Annotated in this window: 15 protein-coding genes; all 15 read left to right on the forward strand. The window is 48.7% G+C overall.

The genetic code is table 11. The features are described 5' to 3' along the window. Nucleotides 1-6: 6 nt before the first annotated feature. The 15 genes from H9Q77_RS03320 (at nucleotide 7) to flgK (ending at nucleotide 18,997) form a co-directional block, all read left to right on the forward strand. Nucleotides 7-606: an AAA family ATPase gene (locus H9Q77_RS03320; RefSeq protein ID WP_118551104.1), complete on the forward strand. Its 600-nt coding sequence runs from the start codon at nucleotides 7-9 to the stop codon at nucleotides 604-606. Between the two features lie 105 nt (nucleotides 607-711). After that, complete coding sequence (locus H9Q77_RS03325) at nucleotides 712-1,833, forward strand: 5' nucleotidase, NT5C type (RefSeq protein ID WP_249326529.1); 1,122 nt, start codon at nucleotides 712-714, stop codon at nucleotides 1,831-1,833. Between the two features lie 82 nt (nucleotides 1,834-1,915). Then, nucleotides 1,916-3,073: a GntR family transcriptional regulator gene (locus H9Q77_RS03330; protein WP_249326530.1), complete on the forward strand. Its 1,158-nt coding sequence runs from the start codon at nucleotides 1,916-1,918 to the stop codon at nucleotides 3,071-3,073. 696 nt (nucleotides 3,074-3,769) lie between these two features. Then, on the forward strand, nucleotides 3,770-5,266 hold the full coding sequence (gene araA, locus H9Q77_RS03335) for an L-arabinose isomerase (protein ID WP_249326531.1): 1,497 nt from the start codon (nucleotides 3,770-3,772) through the stop codon (nucleotides 5,264-5,266). Nucleotides 5,267-5,332: 66 nt separating this feature from the next. Then, nucleotides 5,333-6,934 carry a response regulator gene (locus H9Q77_RS03340; RefSeq protein ID WP_118551108.1) on the forward strand — a complete coding sequence of 534 codons (1,602 nt, stop codon included), beginning with the start codon at nucleotides 5,333-5,335 and terminating at the stop codon, nucleotides 6,932-6,934. A gap of 24 nt (nucleotides 6,935-6,958) precedes the next feature. Continuing rightward, nucleotides 6,959-8,404 carry a sensor histidine kinase gene (locus H9Q77_RS03345; RefSeq protein WP_118551109.1) on the forward strand — a complete coding sequence of 482 codons (1,446 nt, stop codon included), beginning with the start codon at nucleotides 6,959-6,961 and terminating at the stop codon, nucleotides 8,402-8,404. Between the two features lie 176 nt (nucleotides 8,405-8,580). Next, nucleotides 8,581-9,612, forward strand: coding sequence for an ABC transporter substrate-binding protein (locus H9Q77_RS03350; RefSeq protein WP_022152730.1), 1,032 nt, complete (start codon nucleotides 8,581-8,583; stop codon nucleotides 9,610-9,612). A 109-nt stretch (nucleotides 9,613-9,721) separates the two neighbouring features. Then, nucleotides 9,722-11,221, forward strand: coding sequence for a sugar ABC transporter ATP-binding protein (locus tag H9Q77_RS03355; RefSeq protein WP_118547208.1), 1,500 nt, complete (start codon nucleotides 9,722-9,724; stop codon nucleotides 11,219-11,221). Next, nucleotides 11,214-12,314: an ABC transporter permease gene (locus tag H9Q77_RS03360; RefSeq protein ID WP_022152728.1), complete on the forward strand. Its 1,101-nt coding sequence runs from the start codon at nucleotides 11,214-11,216 to the stop codon at nucleotides 12,312-12,314. The genes H9Q77_RS03355 and H9Q77_RS03360 overlap by 8 nt, the downstream gene beginning before the upstream one ends. A gap of 1 nt (nucleotide 12,315) precedes the next feature. Beyond that, on the forward strand, nucleotides 12,316-13,338 hold the full coding sequence (locus H9Q77_RS03365; protein WP_022152727.1) for an ABC transporter permease: 1,023 nt from the start codon (nucleotides 12,316-12,318) through the stop codon (nucleotides 13,336-13,338). Between the two features lie 125 nt (nucleotides 13,339-13,463). Further along, on the forward strand, nucleotides 13,464-15,173 hold the full coding sequence (locus tag H9Q77_RS03370) for a methyl-accepting chemotaxis protein (RefSeq protein ID WP_249326532.1): 1,710 nt from the start codon (nucleotides 13,464-13,466) through the stop codon (nucleotides 15,171-15,173). A gap of 32 nt (nucleotides 15,174-15,205) precedes the next feature. Continuing rightward, a complete protein-coding gene (locus H9Q77_RS03375; RefSeq protein ID WP_249326533.1) occupies nucleotides 15,206-16,318 on the forward strand; it encodes an ABC transporter substrate-binding protein in 1,113 nt (370 codons plus the stop codon). 133 nt (nucleotides 16,319-16,451) lie between these two features. Next, nucleotides 16,452-16,727 carry a flagellar biosynthesis anti-sigma factor FlgM gene (gene flgM, locus H9Q77_RS03380; RefSeq protein WP_118547169.1) on the forward strand — a complete coding sequence of 92 codons (276 nt, stop codon included), beginning with the start codon at nucleotides 16,452-16,454 and terminating at the stop codon, nucleotides 16,725-16,727. 4 nt (nucleotides 16,728-16,731) lie between these two features. Next, nucleotides 16,732-17,250 (forward strand): flagellar protein FlgN, encoded by a 519-nt coding sequence (locus tag H9Q77_RS03385; RefSeq protein ID WP_249326534.1) that lies wholly within the window; start codon nucleotides 16,732-16,734, stop codon nucleotides 17,248-17,250. A 28-nt stretch (nucleotides 17,251-17,278) separates the two neighbouring features. After that, the gene (flgK, locus tag H9Q77_RS03390; RefSeq protein WP_249326535.1) at nucleotides 17,279-18,997 is read left to right on the forward strand and encodes a flagellar hook-associated protein FlgK; all 1,719 of its coding nucleotides are present in this window, start codon (nucleotides 17,279-17,281) and stop codon (nucleotides 18,995-18,997) included. Nucleotide 18,998 lies beyond the last annotated feature (1 nt).

Here is an 18,998-nt window from a genome sequence, read left to right on the forward strand (position 1 = left end):
ATTTTTATGGTTAAGAAATTGATCCTGGTAACATCACCGCCCGCCTGCGGAAAAACTTATATTTCCAAAGCTTTGGCGAAGAGACTGCAGCATGTGGTATATTTGGACAAGGATACTTTGATCACATTGTCAAAACAGATATTTGTAGTAGCGGGACAGCCTTATGACAGAAGCAGTGACTTTTTTGAAAAAAATATCCGTGACTATGAGTACGAGTGTGTTGTGGATCTGGCTATGGAAGCATTGGATTATGACGATATTGTATTGATCAATGCACCCTTTACCCAGGAAATCCGGGATATGGATTATATTCATAATCTGAAAGCCAAGCTTGCAGAGAAAAATGCAACGCTGGTGGTCGTATGGGTGGAAACATCTCCGGAGATCGTACATGAGCGTATGATCGCCAGAAATTCCGATCGAGATACCTGGAAGCTGACACACTGGGATGAGTATATTGCATCCTGTGATTTCTCCATTCCGGAGAATCTGGATGATCCTAAGGTGAAGGATGATCTGATCCTGTTCCAAAATAATAATGAAGAAGAATTTGAAGCATCCATGCAGAACTGTCTGCATATCCTGGAAGAGACCATGAAAGGCTAGAGATATCCGGCATGTATGGATTGTGCTGTGCACCGGTTTATGCTATGCTGAATACAGATCGCATATAATAGTAGAATGTATCTGTATAAAGTGAGGAAGCACAGCATGCTCAGACCTAGTATCGGTATTGACTGGGACGATGTCACCGCCCCGTTTAACAGCATAGCCATCCGTATGGCAAATGAAAAATATCATCCGGAGAAGCCTTATCGCCTGGAAGAGATCACTTCCTGGGCCAATGAGGGAAGAACTTCGGTGATCAAAGAATTTTATAACGATCCCGAGCTGTACAGCCGGCAGATTCCCACGGAGGAGACAAAGCGTGGGATCCGCCGGCTGATGCAGATTGCGGATGTTTTTTTTATTACGGCGGTATCACCGCATTTTATGGGAGTGCGGGCAGAGCAGATCATGACGCAGTTCCCGGAGCTTCCACCGGAGAATATTATATTGGGAAGTGCGAAAGACCGTGTACATTTTGATATTGTACTGGATGATGCCATTCACAATATTTTGGACAGCAAGGCAGAGTATCCGGTGTTGATGCGGAAGCCATGGAATGCCAAAATGACAGGGCTCCTGTCTGTGAATACCATGGCGGAATTCGTGTCACTGGTGCGTCAGATCATGAAAGCCTCCACTTCAAAGCCGGAGAAGATCACCGCCCCGGCGGTACTTGCACTGGTGGGGCCTTCCGGCTCCGGGAAACGTGAGATCACAGAAGCTCTGTGCGGCAGCAAAGGTGGAAATACGACAGAGAATATCCGCGCGGAGCAGTTGTTTGTGCGCCCGGTGAATTATTGCACGGAACCGGAACGTCACGGACACCGGTATGTTTCAGAAGAAGCCTTCGACCGGATGGATTTTTTTGAAAAAACAGCTTATGCGGGAGTACGTTACGGAACGAGAAAAGAAGATATCCGTGAGCTACTGGATCAGGGGAAGTTTGCTGTGATCCCGGTGGATATGTGCGGCGCTATCGCCATGAAACGGTCTTTTCCCACGCACATTATATACGTGGCGCGCGACAAGGAAAAGCTGATTGCCGACATCATAGAATCTGACTACGACACCGAGGAGAAGACCTTGCGGATCCTGTCCATTGATGCGGAAAAACGCAACCGGAAAATCTGCGATCATGTCATTCATAATGATACCATAACCGGTGATTTTGTCAGCGGTGCGGAAGAACTCAGAAAGCTGATCATGCCGGAAAGTGAAAAATGATGAGAAAGATAGGAACAGTGTTGTCTGGAAACAAGATTTGGATAGATAAAATCCAGATAGAGAAAGAGCAGGGCTGGAATCAATGGAAGAAAAACAGCTGAAATACTATAAAATGCATCATGACCTGGAGGAGCAGATCCACCGGGGAGAACTGCGGGCGGGGGATCGTGTGCCTTCTGAGAACCAATTGGCGGCTGCTTATCAGGTGAGCCGTCAGACTGTCCGGAAAGCACTGGCGATCCTGGAACAGGAAGGATATATTTATGCAATGCATGGAAAAGGAACCTTTGTATCGGAGCGGTTACGTCCCGGACATAAATCCCACAATATAGCTGTAGTGACCACTTATCTGTCGGATTATATTTTCCCGAGGGTCATTCAGGGGATTGATGATGTCCTCACGGCTGAAGGCTATAGTATTCTGCTGAAAAATACCCACAATTCCAGAAGCCAGGAAGCCAGATGTCTCGAAGAGCTGTTGCAGAAGGACATCGACGGAGTCATCATCGAACCCAGTAAAAGCCAGATCAGCTGCAGGCATCTGCATTTATATGAACAGCTCGAAAGCTATGGAATTCCTTACGTGTTCATACAGGGCTGCTTCGACCGGATGGAGGACAGACCACAGGTGCTGATGGATGACTGCAGGGGCGGATATATGATCACAAAGTATCTGTTAGACAATGGGCATCGTAGTATTGCCGGAATCTTCAAGGCGGATGACATCCAGGGGCAGAACCGCCATCGCGGCTATGTGCAGGCATTACAGGAAGCGGGTATGCTCTACGATCCCGATAAGGTGATATGGTTCCATACGGAGGATAGAAAGGTACATCCCCGGGAAGGAATTCTGCGACTACTGGCAAAGGGGATTTCACTGGATGCCGTCGTATGCTATAACGATCAGATCGCTATGCAGATCATTCCGGCACTGGCCTCCCGCGGGATCCGTGTTCCGGAGGATATTTCTGTCACCGGCTATGACAACTCATGCATGGCCATGGGTGATGGTTTTCACCTCACGACCATCGTGCATCCCCAGGAGAAGTTGGGAGAGATGGCCGCACAGTTGTTGTTGTCTCTTCTGCAGGGCGAGATTTTACAGCCGGAGGAGAGAAGAATTCTCATCCAGCCGGAGCTCGTGGTGGGAAACTCCTGCTGCAGTAGATTGAAAGTTAGTGAAATACATTGGCAAAATCCACGAACTCCCGGAGCATGCGATACACATGTCTCGATGTAAAGTCTCCGGATGTGAATTTTCTACGAAAAGTGATGAGTGGTTCTCGTCATGACGGGGTCGCCTACAGTCGACATCCATGTCGACAATCGGCTGACGCGGACATCGTGTCCGCTTTCCCCCTGTCTATCAGCACTTTTCAAGAAAATATCAACACCCTCCGACAGACATCGCGGCATGACATTCCGTCCACCGTGGGCATTCTGTGTTTTTGGGTCTATGCAAAAAAACTGAGTTGTGAGATACTAAATTTGCTGCAAATAACACATAAAAAGCTGAATATGGGTCTATAGGGAAAAAACTGGCTCTGAGATACTCATTTTGAAGAAATTGAGTATCTGGAAAGCAAATTTTTCTCTATAGACCCATGAAATTTTTCAAGAAATCAGTAGCCCCGGCTGGGTATAAGAATAAGCAGGCCGTAAGCAGACGTCGGTACTTAGCGAGGGTACTTTCCTCGCTTATGTACCGCTACGCTCTGCGACAGAGCGCGAGCGTGCCGCGTTTCTTATACCCTGCCAAGGGCTACGGGATTATTTCACTAACTTTCAATTTAGTAAGGCAGATATATTACTGACCCAAAATAGAATTCTTCCGTTTAGGAGGTATATTCACCTCCAAATATACAACTTGTTAGTAGAAGCATACAAGTTGTAGAATGGGAATATAGAAATCGTATTTTCAGAGGAGGTATTACTTATGTTACAGACGAAAAACTATCAATTCTGGTTTTGCACAGGCTCGCAGGACTTGTATGGAGACGAGTGCCTTGCGAAGGTGGCGGAGCATTCCCACAAAATCGTGGATGCCCTGAATACTTCCGGTGTGCTGCCCTACGAGGTTGTATGGAAGCCGACCCTGATCACCAACGAGCTGATCCGCCGCACCTTCAATGAAGCCAATCTGGATGAAAACTGCGCCGGCGTGATCACCTGGATGCATACCTTTTCTCCGGCGAAATCATGGATCCTGGGATTGCAGGAGTATCGCAAACCGTTGCTGCATTTCCATACGCAGTTTAACGAGGAGCTGCCCTATGATACCATTGATATGGACTTCATGAATGAGAACCAGTCTGCACATGGTGACAGAGAGTACGGCCACATTGTCAGCCGTATGCGTATGGAGCGCAAGGTGGTGGTGGGCCATTGGTCAGACCCGGTGGTACAGGGCAAGCTCGCATCCTGGATGCGCACCGCGGTAGGCGTGGTGGAGAGCAGCCATATCCGTATCATGCGTGTGGCAGATAATATGCGCAATGTAGCGGTAACCGAGGGCGACAAGGTAGAGGCACAGATCAAGTTTGGCTGGGAAGTAGATGCTTACCCCGTAAACGAGATCGCAGAGAGTGTAGATGCAGTTTCCAAATCTGATGTCAATGCTCTTGTAGATGAGTACTATGAGAAGTATAATATTTTATTAGAGGGAAGAGATCCCGGAGAGTTCAGAAAGCATGTAGCGGTGCAGGCACAGATCGAACTGGGTTTTGAACGCTTCCTGGAGGAGAAAAACTATCAGGCGATCGTGACCCATTTCGGTGATCTGGGTGCCCTGAAGCAGCTACCGGGACTGGCGATCCAGCGGCTGATGGAGAAAGGCTACGGCTTCGGTGCGGAAGGCGACTGGAAAGTAGCAGCCATGGTGCGTCTGATGAAGATCATGACCGGGGGAGTGAAGGATGCCAAGGGTACTTCCATGCTGGAGGACTATACCTATAATCTGGTCAAGGGAAAAGAGGGTATTCTGGAAGCTCATATGTTGGAAATCTGTCCTACTATTGCGGACGGTCCGATCAGCATCAAATGCCAGCCTCTGTCCATGGGAGACAGAGAGGATCCCGCCAGACTGGTATTTACTTCCAAGGAGGGACACGGCATTGCTACATCCCTGATCGATCTGGGCAATCGTTTCCGCCTGATCATCAATGATGTGAACTGTAAGAAAGTGGAGAAACCTATGCCAAAGCTGCCCGTAGCCACCAATTTCTGGACACCGGAGCCGGATATGTATACCGGAGCGGAAGCCTGGATCCTGGCAGGCGGTGCGCATCATACCGCCTTTACCTATGATCTGACGGCTGAGCAGATGGGCGACTGGGCAGCTATGATGGGTATCGAGGCTGTATATATCGACAAGGATACAAAGATCCGTGATCTGAAGAGAGACTTGATGCTAGGAGAAGTATTCTACCGCTAGGACAACGGAAGCCGGGATGGGAAAACCAGATACTTCTATCCGTAGATAAAGAAGGGTATCGTAAAAATGTTAAAAGTGTTTTTGGTGGAGGATGAATTCGTCATCCGCGAGGGAATCAAAAATAATATCGACTGGGAGACTCATGGCTATGAGTTCTGTGGGGAGGCCGGTGACGGAGAACTGGCCTATCCCATGATCCAGAGGCTGCGTCCGGATATCGTGATCACTGATATCCGGATGCCGTTTATGGATGGGCTGGAGCTCAGCAGACTGATCCGCAGAGAGCTTCCGGACATCGAGATCATCATTCTGTCCGGTTATCAGGAATTTGAATACGCGAAGGAAGCCATCAAACTGGGGGTGGCGCAGTATTTGTCCAAGCCGATTAACGGAGAGGAACTTCTGGCCGAACTGGAGGAACTCTCAGCAAAGATCGAGGAAAAACGCAGAGCTACCCAGATCCGTGAGCGCTATTTGAAGGAGATGGAGGAAAATACACTCAGAGAGCGAAAAAAACTGTTCCAGAGTCTGGTCGTTGGCGATAATACCGCAGCAGAATTACTGGAGTCAGCGGAGAGACTCGGCATCGATCTGTCGGCACCGTGGTACAATATTATTTTATTTAAGACGCAGTCACTGCGCCATGCACAGGACGAATACTCCGGCAGCCTGATCCGCATCGAAGAAGAACTGCGGTCACTGGAGGACGGAACAACGGTAGTATCATTTGACCGTAACCTGGAGGGCAAAGCATTTCTGCTAAAGGCGGAATCTGAAGAACAGTTACAGCTTCAGCAGCAGGAATATATTGAGAAGATCAAAGATATTATGGAAAAGTATGAGCACGTCCGCTATTTCGGAGGCATTGGCAGACCGGTGAACCGTCTGCGGGAGCTTCCGGCCTCCTTTGAACAGGCCAGTCATGCTTTTGCTCACAGGTATCTGGTGCAGGACAGCCGCATCCTGGATGGCGGGTATCTGGCACAGGGAACGGAAGAAGAGCACTTTGATATCAAGCAAGTCAATCCCAAACAGATCGATCGGACCAGGATCCAGGAATTCTTAAAGCAGGGAGACAGAGAAGAGGTCGTTTATTTCGTAGAAGAATTTTTCCGGGATCTGAGCAACAAAGCACTGCAGTCCAATATTTTCAGGCAGTACATCACGATGGATGCCTATTTCTGCGTGGCGGATTTCCTGGAAAGCCTGTCAACAGATACGCAGGATCCGGAGACTCCGAGCCAGGATGAGAAGACGCAGCAGGACAGCGACAGTGCTATACAGTATATTATACGGATCCTGGACAAAGCGCTGGAAGCAAGAGACAGAGCAGCCAGCAGCCGCTATGACGATGTGGTGGAGCAGGTGATGAAATATATAGAGGAAAACTATGCAGAAGAGGAGCTGTCATTGAATCTGCTGGCATCCCACGTGAATTTCTCACCGAATCATCTGAGCATGATCTTCAGTCAGCAGACAGGGATGAGTTTCATTAAATATCTGACGGATTACCGTATGAACAAAGCAAAGGAATTATTGCGCTGCACCGGCAAACGCAGCAGCCTGATCAGTCAGGAGGTAGGGTACAAGGACCCTCATTATTTTTCCTATCTGTTCAAAAAGACCCAGGGGATGACACCTACCCAGTATCGGGGCGGCATCAAATAGCCACGATCGCGGAAAGGACTTCTTATGAGAAAAAGGTTAAAAGAAATTTACGATCATTCTACGCTCGTGGCAAAGATAAGATATTCTTATCTTTGCCTTTTAGTGCCTTTTGTATTGTTTCTGATCTTCTGTTTCTATAATCTGTGGAATAACAATCGCAGATATGAGGACATGGTCAATTCCTCTGTTATGGCCAGTCAGTTCAGCCTGGATTTCCAAAAGGATTTTGATTATGAGACCTATCTCCTCATTGTGGGCAACAAGACGCTGGAGGAATCCAGTCTCCATGCCATGCTGGAGGAAGCAGATGAGATCGTGGCAGGACTGGAGGAATTAACTGAATCACAGGAGAATCGCAAGCGCCTGACCAGCGTAAAGAAATATCTGAATAACCTGGGAACCTATATTGGAAGGATCGAGGACAATATCCGTGAGGGTAACCGTTACGAAGATAATATAGAAATCTGGGAAAATGATGTACAGATCGTGACATCTCTGGTAGGAGACACGATGTCACGATACATCTATTATGAGATCCGTGGGATCCAGGAGAGCAGACAGCAGTATCAGGACTTTTTTGTGAATATGATCCGGTTTTCTGTGATCGCTTTTGCATTGATCCTGATGTTGTGTTTATTTTTATCCTATTATATTCCGCTGAGTATTACAAGACCTATCAGACGACTGACCCAGGTGACAGATCAGGTGGCGAAAGGGGATCTGACGGTACGATCGGATGTGACCGGCGGATTGGAGGCCCGGGTGCTCAGCGATTCTATGAATACCATGATCGACAAGATCAATGAACTGCTGGAGCAGGTGAAGACCGAGCAGGTGCGGCTGCGCAAGGCGGAATTTGAACTGCTGCAGTCCCAGATCAATCCTCATTTTCTATATAATACGCTGGATGCCATCGTATGGCTGGCGGAGGCCGGTGAACAGAAAAAGGTTGTGAGTATGGTAGGCAGTCTGTCCGATTTCTTCCGCATTTCATTAAATCAGGGACAGGATATTCTGGATGTCAGGGAAGAGCTTCAGCATGTGCGCAGCTATCTGGAAATCCAGCAGATGCGCTATCAGGATATTCTCCAATATGAAATCTGCGTGCCGGAAGAACTGTACTCCAGCCGGATACCCAAGATCACATTGCAGCCGCTGGTGGAAAATGCGCTGTACCACGGCATTAAGAACAAACGGGGAAAGGGTATGATCCGCATTGATGGGGAAATGGAGGACAGTGACTGTATCCTGCGGATCACCGACAATGGCAGGGGCATGACACCGGAACGCCTGGGACAGGTACGGGAGGGCATCCGCAATCGAAATGCCTGTGAGACGGAAATCTACGGACTTTATAATGTAAATGAACGGATCCGTTTGAACTTCGGGGAAAAATATGGGATCACCATTACCAGTACCTATGGCGAGGGAACCTGCGTGACGGTACGGCTGCCGGAATATACTTTGTGAGAAAAATAAACCATCATCGTAAAATATTCAACCGTTTACGAGGGTGGTTCTTTTTTGCCATAAAAATTCCAACTTTTCCGAGAGGTATCTTCATGGTTTTTTGCTTTTTTTCACGATAAAATAGGATCATCAAAGAAATAGTTCTTTGAACAACAAAAAAATTGGGAGGTTATACAATGAAAAAGAAAATTTTAGCAGCAGTAATGGCAGCAACCATGGTATTTAGTCTGGTAGCATGCGGCTCCTCTGATGCGGGCAGCAGCGCAGCCACCGGAAGTGCAGCTACGGACACCGCAAGCGCCGGAGCTACAAGCACGGATGCATCCGGAGATCTGATCAAGGTCGGTATCATTAACAATGACCCTAACGAGTCCGGTTATCGTACTGCAAATGATAAAGATATGAAGAATACTTTCACTGAGGCAAACGGCTACGAAGCATCCTTCGCATACAGCTTAAAGAACGACGAGCAGATCACCGCAGCACAGAAGTTCATCCAGGATGGCGTTGACTACCTGCTTCTGTCCGCAGCAGATACTGCCGGCTGGGATTCCGTATTGAAGGACGCACAGGATGCAGGCATCAGAGTTATCCTCTTCGACCGTACCATTGATGCAGATGAGAGCCTGTATGAGGCATCCATCGTATCCGATATGGCAAAGGAAGGCCAGACCGCAGTTGACTGGTTAAAGAGCCAAAACTTAAGTGAATATAACATCATTCATTTACAGGGTGTTATGGGTTCTGCAGCACAGCAGGGACGTACCGGTGCCCTGGATGACGCGGCAGCAAACGACGGCTTCAATCTCGTAACACAGCAGACCGCTGAGTGGAACGCAGAGAAAGCACAGCAGATCGTACAGTCCGTGATCGATGCAGGTACTCCTTTCAACGTAATCTACGCTGAGAACGATGATATGGCTAAGGGTGCGGTAGCAGCTCTGGATAAGGCTAATATCTCCCACGGCGTAGGCAAAGACGTTATCGTTATGGGCTTTGACTGCAACAAGTGGGCTCTGGAAGAGCTGAAGGCAGGCAACTGGAACTACGATGGACAGTGCAATCCTTTCCAGGCTTCCTATATTGATGAGATCATCAAAAAGCTGGAGAACGGTGAGACCATCTCCGAGAAGACCATCATCATGGACGAGAAGGGCTTCGATGCGACCACCATTACTCAGGAAGATGTAGACAACTACGGTATCTAGTCTGATGTAAATGACCAGAAGCGCGGCGCATGCTAGCTCCGCGCTTCTTTTATCAAAGATCAAAGAAGATTAAGGGGTGAAACTTTTGGACAATAACAAAGTATTGGAAATGAGAAATATTCACAAAAGCTTTCCCGGTGTACGAGCTCTGAAGGGTGTGGATTTCCATCTGAACAAAGGTGAGATCCATGCATTGATGGGAGAAAACGGTGCCGGAAAGTCAACCCTGATCAAGGTGCTGACAGGTGTCTATAGCAAGGATGAAGGACAGATCTTCATCGACGGCAAAGACAAGGCCGTGTCCATTCACTCTCCGCAGGAGGCACAGAAGCTGGGCATCAGTACTGTATATCAGGAGATCACACTCTGTCCGAATCTGTCCGTGGCAGAGAACATGTACATAGGACGTTCTAACAAGATCTATCAGAACTGGAAGAAAATGAATGAGGACGCAGATAAGATTTTACAGAATCTGGATATCCCTGCGAAAGCGTCCCAACAGCTGGCAAGCTGCTCTATCGCTGTACAGCAGATGGTGGCCATCGCCAGAGCTGTAGATATGGATTGTAAAGTACTGATCCTGGATGAGCCGACCTCCTCTCTGGATGAGCAGGAAGTAGAAAAGCTTTTCGGTCTGATGCGTGATCTGAAGGCCAGAGGCGTGGGTATTATCTTCGTAACTCATTTTCTGGATCAGGTATATGAAGTGTGTGACAAGATCACTGTCCTGCGGGATGGCGGACTGGTAGGCGAATATGCCATCAAGGACTTGCCCAGAGTACAGCTGGTATCCAAGATGCTCGGCAAGGAGCTGGATGACCTGTCCGACATCAAGGGTGAACAGAAAGCAGATCAGAAAGCGGAAAGCACAGAGCCGCTATTCGAGACCAAGGATCTGTGCAGTGACGCCGGGATCAAGCCTTTTGATTTCTATATCAAAAAGGGTGAGGTCAACGGATTTACCGGATTGCTGGGATCCGGCCGAAGCGAATGTGTCCGTGCTATTTTCGGTGCCGACCGTATCATTGGCGGCACAGTGAAAAAGAATGGCAGACAGGTGAAGATCACTAAGCCTCTGGATGCTATGCGTCATGGCATTGGTTATCTGCCGGAGGATCGTAAGCGGGACGGTATCGTAGGTGACTTGTCTGTAAGAGAGAATATTATCCTGGCACTACAGGTGCTTCGTGGATTCTTCCGACCGATCTCCCGGGCGGAAGCTAATAAATTTGCAGACGAATACATCAAACTGTTGGATATTAAGACTGCATCCGCCGAGACCCCCATCAAGTCACTGTCCGGCGGTAATCAGCAGAAGGTAATTCTAGCCAGGTGGCTTCTGACCCATCCGGAATATCTGATCCTGGATGAGCCTACGAGAGGTATCGATGTCGGCACCAAGGTGGATATCCAGAAGCTGGTACTGAAGCTGGCAGGTGAAGGCATGAGCGTGACCTTCATTTCTTCTGAGACCGACGAGATGCTCCGTACCTGTTCCCGGCTGATAGTCATGAGAGACCGCAGGGTGGTAGGAGAGCTGTCCGGGGAGGATCTGACCCAGACCAAGATTATGAGTACGATTGCCGGAGGTGAGAGTAAACATGAGTAAGGAAAAAACAGTGGAAAAACAGAATAAAAATTTCCTCAGCGGATTGTTCCGGCAGCAGATCTTCATTCCCATTGCAGCCCTGATCATTCTGGCAGTATTCAATCTGATCGCGGATCCCAGCTTTTTCAAGATCACACTGGGATATAACAGCGCAGGAGATCCGGTATTGTCCGGCTATCTGATGACAATCTTAGACTACGGTTCCGAACTGGCAATCCTGGCTATCGGCATGACACTGGTCACTGCCGCATCCGGCGGACAGGATATCAGTGTGGGCGCGGCCATCGCTATTGCAGGCAGTGTGATCCTGCGGGTACTGTGCGGTACCAATTCCAGACCCGATACCTTACAGGCTCCCATTATCGTAGCTTTTCTGATCGCCTGTGTGGTGGCAATGCTCTTCGGCGCATTTAACGGTGTGCTGGTAGCGTATTTCAAGATCCAGCCCATGGTAGCGACGCTGATCCTCTATACGGCAGGCCGTTCCATCGCTGCATGGATCAACAACAACGAACTTCCTATTGTAAGTGATCCGACCTTCAGTTATTTCGGCGGATTTATTCCCGGAATCCCCATTCCCACACCGTTTTTCATTGCGGCAGTGTGCGTACTGGTGATCTTCCTGGTACTGAAGTTCACGACACTGGGGCTTTACACCCAGTCCGTTGGTATCAATGAAAATTCCTCAAAATTAAATGGACTGAATCCCACATTTATTAAGTTCCTGACCTTCGTGATCTTAGGACTGTGTGTGGCGGTAGCGGCACTGATCAAGGTAAGCCGTCTGTCCTCCATCAACTACTCTGTGATCGCAAAGGACATCGAGATGGATGCAATTCTGGCAGTAGCATTGGGCGGCAATTCCTTAAGCGGTGGTAAGTTCAACATGGCAGCGTCAATCCTGGGTGCCTATGTTATTCAGTTCCTGACCACCACCTTATACAAATTTGACGTACAGTCGGATGCGCTTCCCGCTTACAAAGCAGTGGTAGTTATCCTGTTGGTGGTATTAAGCACGCCAAAGGTAAGAGAATGGCTGTCCGCTGTTGGCAAGAAGCTGAAGCAGAGTAAGACCGTAAAGGAGGTTGGCTGAAATGGGTAAGAAGTTAAAAAATATGACAGATACCAATCTGCTGCTGACCATCACAATTGTAGTATTTTTTGCAATGTATATCGGAGCTATCGTGTTCCAGGGAAAAGGCTTTTTAAAGCCACAGACGTTTTTCAATATCCTGAACGCCAACGCAGCTCTGATCATACTTTCCTGCGGTATGAGCTTAGTCATGATCACTGGTGGAATCGATATCTCCGTCGGTGGCGTGGTAGCACTGGTCAGTATGAGCTGTGCGGTATACCTGGACTTTGGCGGAGGCAATGTATTCATTTCTATGCTGATCGCCGTTGCTATCGGCCTTGCCTTCGGTATCGTACAGGGCTTCCTGGTAGCGTACCTGGATATCCAGCCCTTTATCGTGACACTGGCCGGGATGTTCTTTGCCAGAGGCATGACCACCATCGTAAATACTAAGCCCTTCAATGTGGCGAATGAAAACTTCACTGCACTGAAGGAGACACGTGTGTTCGTTCCGGGGATGGGATCTGTGAACAAGCTGGGAAATTATGTAAATGCCTATGTGGAAATCGGTGTGATAGTAGCACTGATGGTAGTCATAGTGATGTTTGTCATGCTCCGCTGGACGAAGATGGGCCGCAGTTTCTATGCTGTGGGCGGCAACAACCAGAGTGCACTGATGCTGGGCATCAATGTTAAGAGAACGAAGTTCCTGTCCCATCTGCTCTGCGGACTGTTGGCAGGCATCGGTGGCTATGTATACTTCCTGCATGTAGGAAGCGGTTCGGCTTCTCATGCGACAGGCATGGAGATGAATGCCATTGCATCCTCTATCATCGGCGGTACAATGTTGACAGGCGGTGTTGGTAATATCATCGGAACCTTCTTCGGCGTATTGTCCTTAAGCACCATCCAGAACATCGTATCCAGTGCAGGTCTGGATCAGGCATGGTGGACCGGTATCACTATTGCAGCTATGCTGTGTCTGTTCCTGGTGGTACAGAGCGTGGTGATCGCCAGAAAAAAGAAAATGCTGCAGAAATAAATAAGAGTAGTTTCCTTCCGCTGGAGGAAGGAGAAGAACGAAATGAAAAGAGCGTGGCTGATGTGCAGCCACACTCTTTTTCCGCTAGTAAAAGTAATCCACTGGATATTAAGGGGGGAAAAGTTATGAAAAAGACGAAGGTAAAAAAACAAAAGACTCCGAAAAAACAGGGATGCAGCCTGTTCCTGCTGCTGATGCTGCTGGCACTGGCACCGGTAGTCCTGGCAACAGTGATCCTCAGCACCACATCCTTACATCTGACCAGAACGAATCTGGAAGGAAGTGTACAGACCACACTGCATGTAACTGCGGATAATCTGGCAAAATACTGTAAGGAAAATGAGATCACGGCAATGAATGCCAGTAGTTATTACGAGTACCTGGACAGCCTGAAGGAAGAAGACCTGGAGATGGCCATTCTTGCAGATGGCATTCCGGCTACCACATCCATTAAAAATGAAAATGACTATCGTATCCGTGAAATCCCCATGGATCAGGACCTTGTGTCAGGCGGTGGGACGGAGGGGTATTATGATAAAAATGTAGTGATAGAGGGAAATGCTTATTATGGTTATTATATCCCGATTATGAATGACGGACGGATCACTGCGGTAGCTTTTGCGGCGGAACGGAAAAATGACATCACCGATGCTCTGTGGGAAATCGAGGTTGTATTCCTGATCTGCGCAGCGGGGATAGTGCTTCTGTTTGGTGCCATCTGCTTTTTCCTGAGCAGAGCTCTGTCGAGCAGGATGAAGGAGACTGGCGCCAGGGTGGATGCCCTGGCAGAAGGTGATCTGAGTGCCCAAAAAGAATCCCACAGTATCGTCCGTGAAATCCGTAATCTGTTACTGAATACCTCGCAGATGCAGCGGAATCTGGCACAGGTCATCGGCGGTGTGCAGGAGGTAGCCGGAGAACTTCTAAACAGTGTACGGCAGGTCGCAGAGGGAAGCAATGCTACCATGGAACAGGCGGAGCAGATCAGTCAGGCCGTGGATCAGCTGTCCGCTGCAGCAGAAGAAATGGCGGAAAATGTACAGAACATCAGTGACCGCATGGACGAGATTGGTGCGGCGGTCAACGACATCAGTGCCAGTGCCGGACAACTGCAGAAGGATTCGGAGGAGATGCAGGACAACAGTAGAAAAGCCGGAGAAGGTATGGAAAAGATCATGACCGGTAGCAGCCGTTCCGTGGAATCCGTGGATACTATTACGTCCAAGATCCATGAGACCAACGATTACATTGAAAAAATCGATGAAGCGGTAGCTCTGATCTTCTCCATTTCCGGACAGACAAATCTCTTAAGTCTGAATGCCTCCATTGAGGCCGCCAGAGCCGGAGAGGCAGGAAGAGGATTTGCAGTGGTAGCGGAAGAAATCCGTAAGCTGTCGGAGCAGAGTGCCGCCGGGGCCGAACAGATCAAGGAACTGGCACAGGGGATCACGGAGAAATCCGGTGAGACTGTGGAACAGGCGGATGTGGTAAAGGATATCATCCGGGAGGAACAGGATTACATTATTGCAACCAGAGAGCAGTATCAGCAGTTAGAGGAAAGTATCAGACATTCTGCGGAAGAGATCCGCAAGATTGCCGGAGAGACCAGACATCTGTCACAGCAGAAAGAGGATATTCTGGGCAATATCGGCAGTCTCAGTGCTATCAGCGAGGAAAATGCAGCCAACAACCAGCAGGTAAATGCAAACATTGAGGAAATCCTGACGCAGATACAGACAGTGGGCGCAAACTGTGATAAAATGAAACAGATCTCCGGGGAACTGGAGAACTCTGTGGCGTATTTTCACACAGAGAAAGAACCTGCTGGAAAATGAGAGAATGACAGAGTGGTTTCCGGGTGGGAAGAATGACAGAACAGGATGACATTACAGATATGAAAAAATGCAGAACAGGAAGACGATGGATGATAGGTCTGTTGCTGGGGCTGGGAATGATACTGGCCGGATGTGGCAGCAGACGAAGTACTGCGGATGACACGGTGACATCGGAAGAGATACAGATGGATCGTATCGTTGTTGGCTTTTCCCAGCTGGGAGCGGAATCCGACTGGCGCAGTGCCAACACGGAGTCCATGAAAAGCACTTTTACAAAGGAGGCAGGGTATGATCTGATCTTTGAGGATGGGCAGCAGAAGCAGGCCAATCAGATCCGGGCTATCCGCACATTTATCCAGCAGGAGGTAGATTATATCGTGCTGGCACCGGTGACGGAGACCGGTTGGGATACGGTGCTCAGAGAGGCGAAGGATGCCGGGATCCCGGTGATCATCGTGGACCGGAAGGTGGATGTGGAGGATGACAGTCTGTTTACCTGCTTTGTAGGGTCTGATTTTGAATTGGAGGGCCTGAAAATGTCAGAGTGGCTGAATTCCTTTTCTGTTAACAAGGGAATTGCCCCACAGGATATTCATATCGTAAATATTCAGGGAAACATCGGTGCTTCTGCCCAGATCGGACGGACCAGGGGACTGGAACAGGGCGTGGCAAAATACGGTTGGGATCTGTTGGACCAGGTATCTGGAGAATTCACCCAGGCCAAAGGCAAGGAGGTCATGGAGGCTTTTCTGAAAAAATATGACAATATCAACGTGGTCTATTGCGAGAACGATAATGAAGCCTTCGGAGCCATGGAAGCCATCCGCGCAGCGGGCAGAACCGTGGGCAGTGACCTGGCGGCAGGAGATATCATGATATTGTCCTTTGACGGTGTCAGCACGGAATCCATGGACTGCGTACTGAAGGATGAGATCACCTGTATCGGAGAATGCAATCCGCTACATGGACCAAGGGTAGAAGCACTGATCCGGATCCTGGAGGAGGGCAGGACCCCGGAAAAATTCTCTTATGTGGAAGAGGGACTGTATGCTCATGATGATACGGTGGTCTCTGTGACGGTAGATGATAAGATTTACCGCGTACAACAGGTGGACAGAGAACTTTGCAAAGAGAACGCATATTAAAAAATCTGAGGTAACGATCCGAATGTCACAGACATGGGATCGTTACATTTTTTTGCGGGAACTATAAAGTAATTGCAATTTAGTCCGATACATATTGTGAAACACGAATCACATTCGGGAAGGAGGAGTCGATATGCGTATTGAAGCGTATACACAGGTACAGCAGCTGTATCAGTCTCAGAAGTTAAGCAGAACACAGAAGACTAAGACAGCCACACACACGGACAGACTGCAGATCAGCAGCCAGGGCAAGGATTTCCAGACCGCTAAGGCAGCAGTGGCCGCCGCACCTGACATCAGGGAAGAGTTAACGGCTCCCATTAAAGCAAGGATCCAGAACGGTACTTATGGAGTGGATAATGCAAGCTTTGCGGAGAAGCTGCTTCAGAAACAGGAAGAAATGAGGTAGTTCTTTGGCTAGTTTAATGGAAAACCTGATAGATGTATTAGGCAGAGAGAGTACGGAGTACGAGGCTCTGCTTCAGTTATCACAACGCAAGACACCGATCATAGCAGGCGGTGATCTTGCAGAATTACAGAAGATCACGGACGAGGAGCAGGAGCTTGTAAGCAGGATCCATAATCTCGACAGACAGAGAGCGGGAGTGACTGCTGATATAGCCGATGTATTGAACAGGGATGTTAAAGAGCTGAAGCTGCCCAATCTGATCACCATGTTATCTGCACGCCCTGCGGAGCAGCAGGCACTGGCAGAAGCACATGACAGATTACAGGCAGCAGTCCGGGGACTGAAGCGCGTGAACGAGCAGAACAGTGAACTGTTAAACAGTGCACTGGAGATGGTGGAGTTCGAGATGAATCTCCTCCAGGCGGCGAAGACAGCACCCGAGACAGCCAATTACAATCGCGGAGCTTACAATGCAGGAGATACCATGGGCGTTATCGATCATGGCTTCGATGCTAAGCAGTAAGATACAGAGGTGAGAGTTCATGCCATTAATGGGTAGTTTATATATTGGATCGTCCGGATTACAGACAAGTCAGAATGCGCTGAATACCACAGCGCATAATCTTTCTAATGTGGACACCACAGGCTATACCAGACAACAGGTACAGCAATCTAACAGAGCTTATGTCACATTATCTACAGACCCGAAGTCTATTGCCAACAAACAGACGGGTCTGGGTGTCACATATTCCCGTGTAAAACAGGTCAGAGATTATTTCCTGGACAAAACATACCGCAAGGAATCCGGACGCAGTATGTTCTATGAAGTGTCCACGGAAGTCATGGAAGAAGTAGAGAGCCAGCTGGGAGAGTTGAACGGCGAGGCTTTTCAGACGACCATGACCGATTTCTGGACTGCAGTACAGGAGCTTTCCAAGGATCCCAGCAGCTCCGTCACGCAGGGACTGATCGTACAGAGAGCATCCGAATTCGTGCAGAGAGCAAGTGCGGTATATGATGGCTTAAGCTCCTATCAGGACAACCTGAATACACAGATCAGACAGAATGTGGATAAGATCAATAAATACGGCAATCAGCTGCTGACATTAAATGATCAGATCCGTGCCATTGAGTGCGGCGGTATTGAGCATGCCAATGACCTGCGGGATGCGAGAAATCAGATCCTCGATGAACTGGCAGAGCTGACCAATATGAGTTTTTCCGAGGACAGATACGGCAGTGTATCCGTACAGATCGAGGGTGTAGATTTCGTCAAGGACGGAACCTGCTATGAGATCGCCATGAAGACGGACGAAGCTACCGGCTTCGTGACACCGTTCTGGCCCATGAATGCTTCTTATACTACAAGGGATGACGGTACCAGAGTCTATAATATAGATGGCGCAGAGGTGTTTGACCTCTCTATCGAGATATCTTCTGATCTGGGAACCGATATCGGCGGGCTGAAGGCAATGCTGTTGGCCAGAGGAGATCACAGAGCCAACTATACCGACCTCGCAGAGGGAAAATACGACAGCGTATCCCAATCGGTCGTTATGAACATACAGGGTGAATTTGACCAGATGATCCACAATGTGGTGACGAAGATCAATGATATCCTGGCAGAGGCAGCCGGGGTACAGAGCGGAGATTTGGAGCTGGCAGACGGTACGACACTTAAAAATGCTAAATATTGCGCAGTGGATTCCGACGGCTATATGCGCATGGAAGACGGTACTCCGATCCAGTTATTTACCAAGGTGACGACAGACGGCTATCGTAAGGTGACCGGAAAAGACGGCAAGGACTACTGGGTCATGAACGAGGAAAAGGCCGACAGCCCTGAGAGCCTTTATACCATTGGTAATCTGCAAGTCAATTCAGCTCTCATGCAGGAACCCTCCAAGCTGGGATTCCGACTGGCGGACGGTTCGGAGGATAAGAAAACGGCGGATGCACTGAAGGCAGCGTTTACCGAAGAATCCTATACGCTGAATCCCAACGTACAGAAAAAGACTACTTTTGTAGATTATTATACGGATCTGGTATCACAGGTAGCAAACTCCGGATATGTGTTCCGGAGCATTTATGAGAACCAGGTCAACACCGTGGAAGCAACACAGAGTGCCAGGGAGCAGGTGGTCGGTGTCTCCACGGACGAGGAACTGTCCAATATGATCAAGTTCCAGAATGCATACAACGCATCCAGTCGATATATCAATGTGATCAGCGAGATGCTGGAACATATTATTTCCACATTAGGAGTATAGG

The sequence above is a fragment of the Simiaoa sunii genome, from assembly GCF_014337175.1.
GTDB classification, from domain to species: Bacteria; Bacillota; Clostridia; order Lachnospirales; family Lachnospiraceae; genus Acetatifactor; species Acetatifactor intestinalis.

What these genes read in the sequence shown, in the direction of transcription:
- H9Q77_RS03320 (WP_118551104.1), top strand. Translation starts at nt 7, where the DNA reads ATGGTTAAGAAATTGATCCTGGTAACATCACCGCCCGCCTGCGGAAAA.
- H9Q77_RS03325 (WP_249326529.1), top strand. Translation starts at nt 712, where the DNA reads ATGCTCAGACCTAGTATCGGTATTGACTGGGACGATGTCACCGCCCCG.
- H9Q77_RS03330 (WP_249326530.1), top strand. Translation starts at nt 1,916, where the DNA reads ATGGAAGAAAAACAGCTGAAATACTATAAAATGCATCATGACCTGGAG.
- araA (WP_249326531.1), top strand. Translation starts at nt 3,770, where the DNA reads ATGTTACAGACGAAAAACTATCAATTCTGGTTTTGCACAGGCTCGCAG.
- H9Q77_RS03340 (WP_118551108.1), top strand. Translation starts at nt 5,333, where the DNA reads ATGTTAAAAGTGTTTTTGGTGGAGGATGAATTCGTCATCCGCGAGGGA.
- H9Q77_RS03345 (WP_118551109.1), top strand. Translation starts at nt 6,959, where the DNA reads ATGAGAAAAAGGTTAAAAGAAATTTACGATCATTCTACGCTCGTGGCA.
- H9Q77_RS03350 (WP_022152730.1), top strand. Translation starts at nt 8,581, where the DNA reads ATGAAAAAGAAAATTTTAGCAGCAGTAATGGCAGCAACCATGGTATTT.
- H9Q77_RS03355 (WP_118547208.1), top strand. Translation starts at nt 9,722, where the DNA reads ATGAGAAATATTCACAAAAGCTTTCCCGGTGTACGAGCTCTGAAGGGT.
- H9Q77_RS03360 (WP_022152728.1), top strand. Translation starts at nt 11,214, where the DNA reads ATGAGTAAGGAAAAAACAGTGGAAAAACAGAATAAAAATTTCCTCAGC.
- H9Q77_RS03365 (WP_022152727.1), top strand. Translation starts at nt 12,316, where the DNA reads ATGGGTAAGAAGTTAAAAAATATGACAGATACCAATCTGCTGCTGACC.
- H9Q77_RS03370 (WP_249326532.1), top strand. Translation starts at nt 13,464, where the DNA reads ATGAAAAAGACGAAGGTAAAAAAACAAAAGACTCCGAAAAAACAGGGA.
- H9Q77_RS03375 (WP_249326533.1), top strand. Translation starts at nt 15,206, where the DNA reads ATGACAGAACAGGATGACATTACAGATATGAAAAAATGCAGAACAGGA.
- flgM (WP_118547169.1), top strand. Translation starts at nt 16,452, where the DNA reads ATGCGTATTGAAGCGTATACACAGGTACAGCAGCTGTATCAGTCTCAG.
- flgK (WP_249326535.1), top strand. Translation starts at nt 17,279, where the DNA reads ATGGGTAGTTTATATATTGGATCGTCCGGATTACAGACAAGTCAGAAT.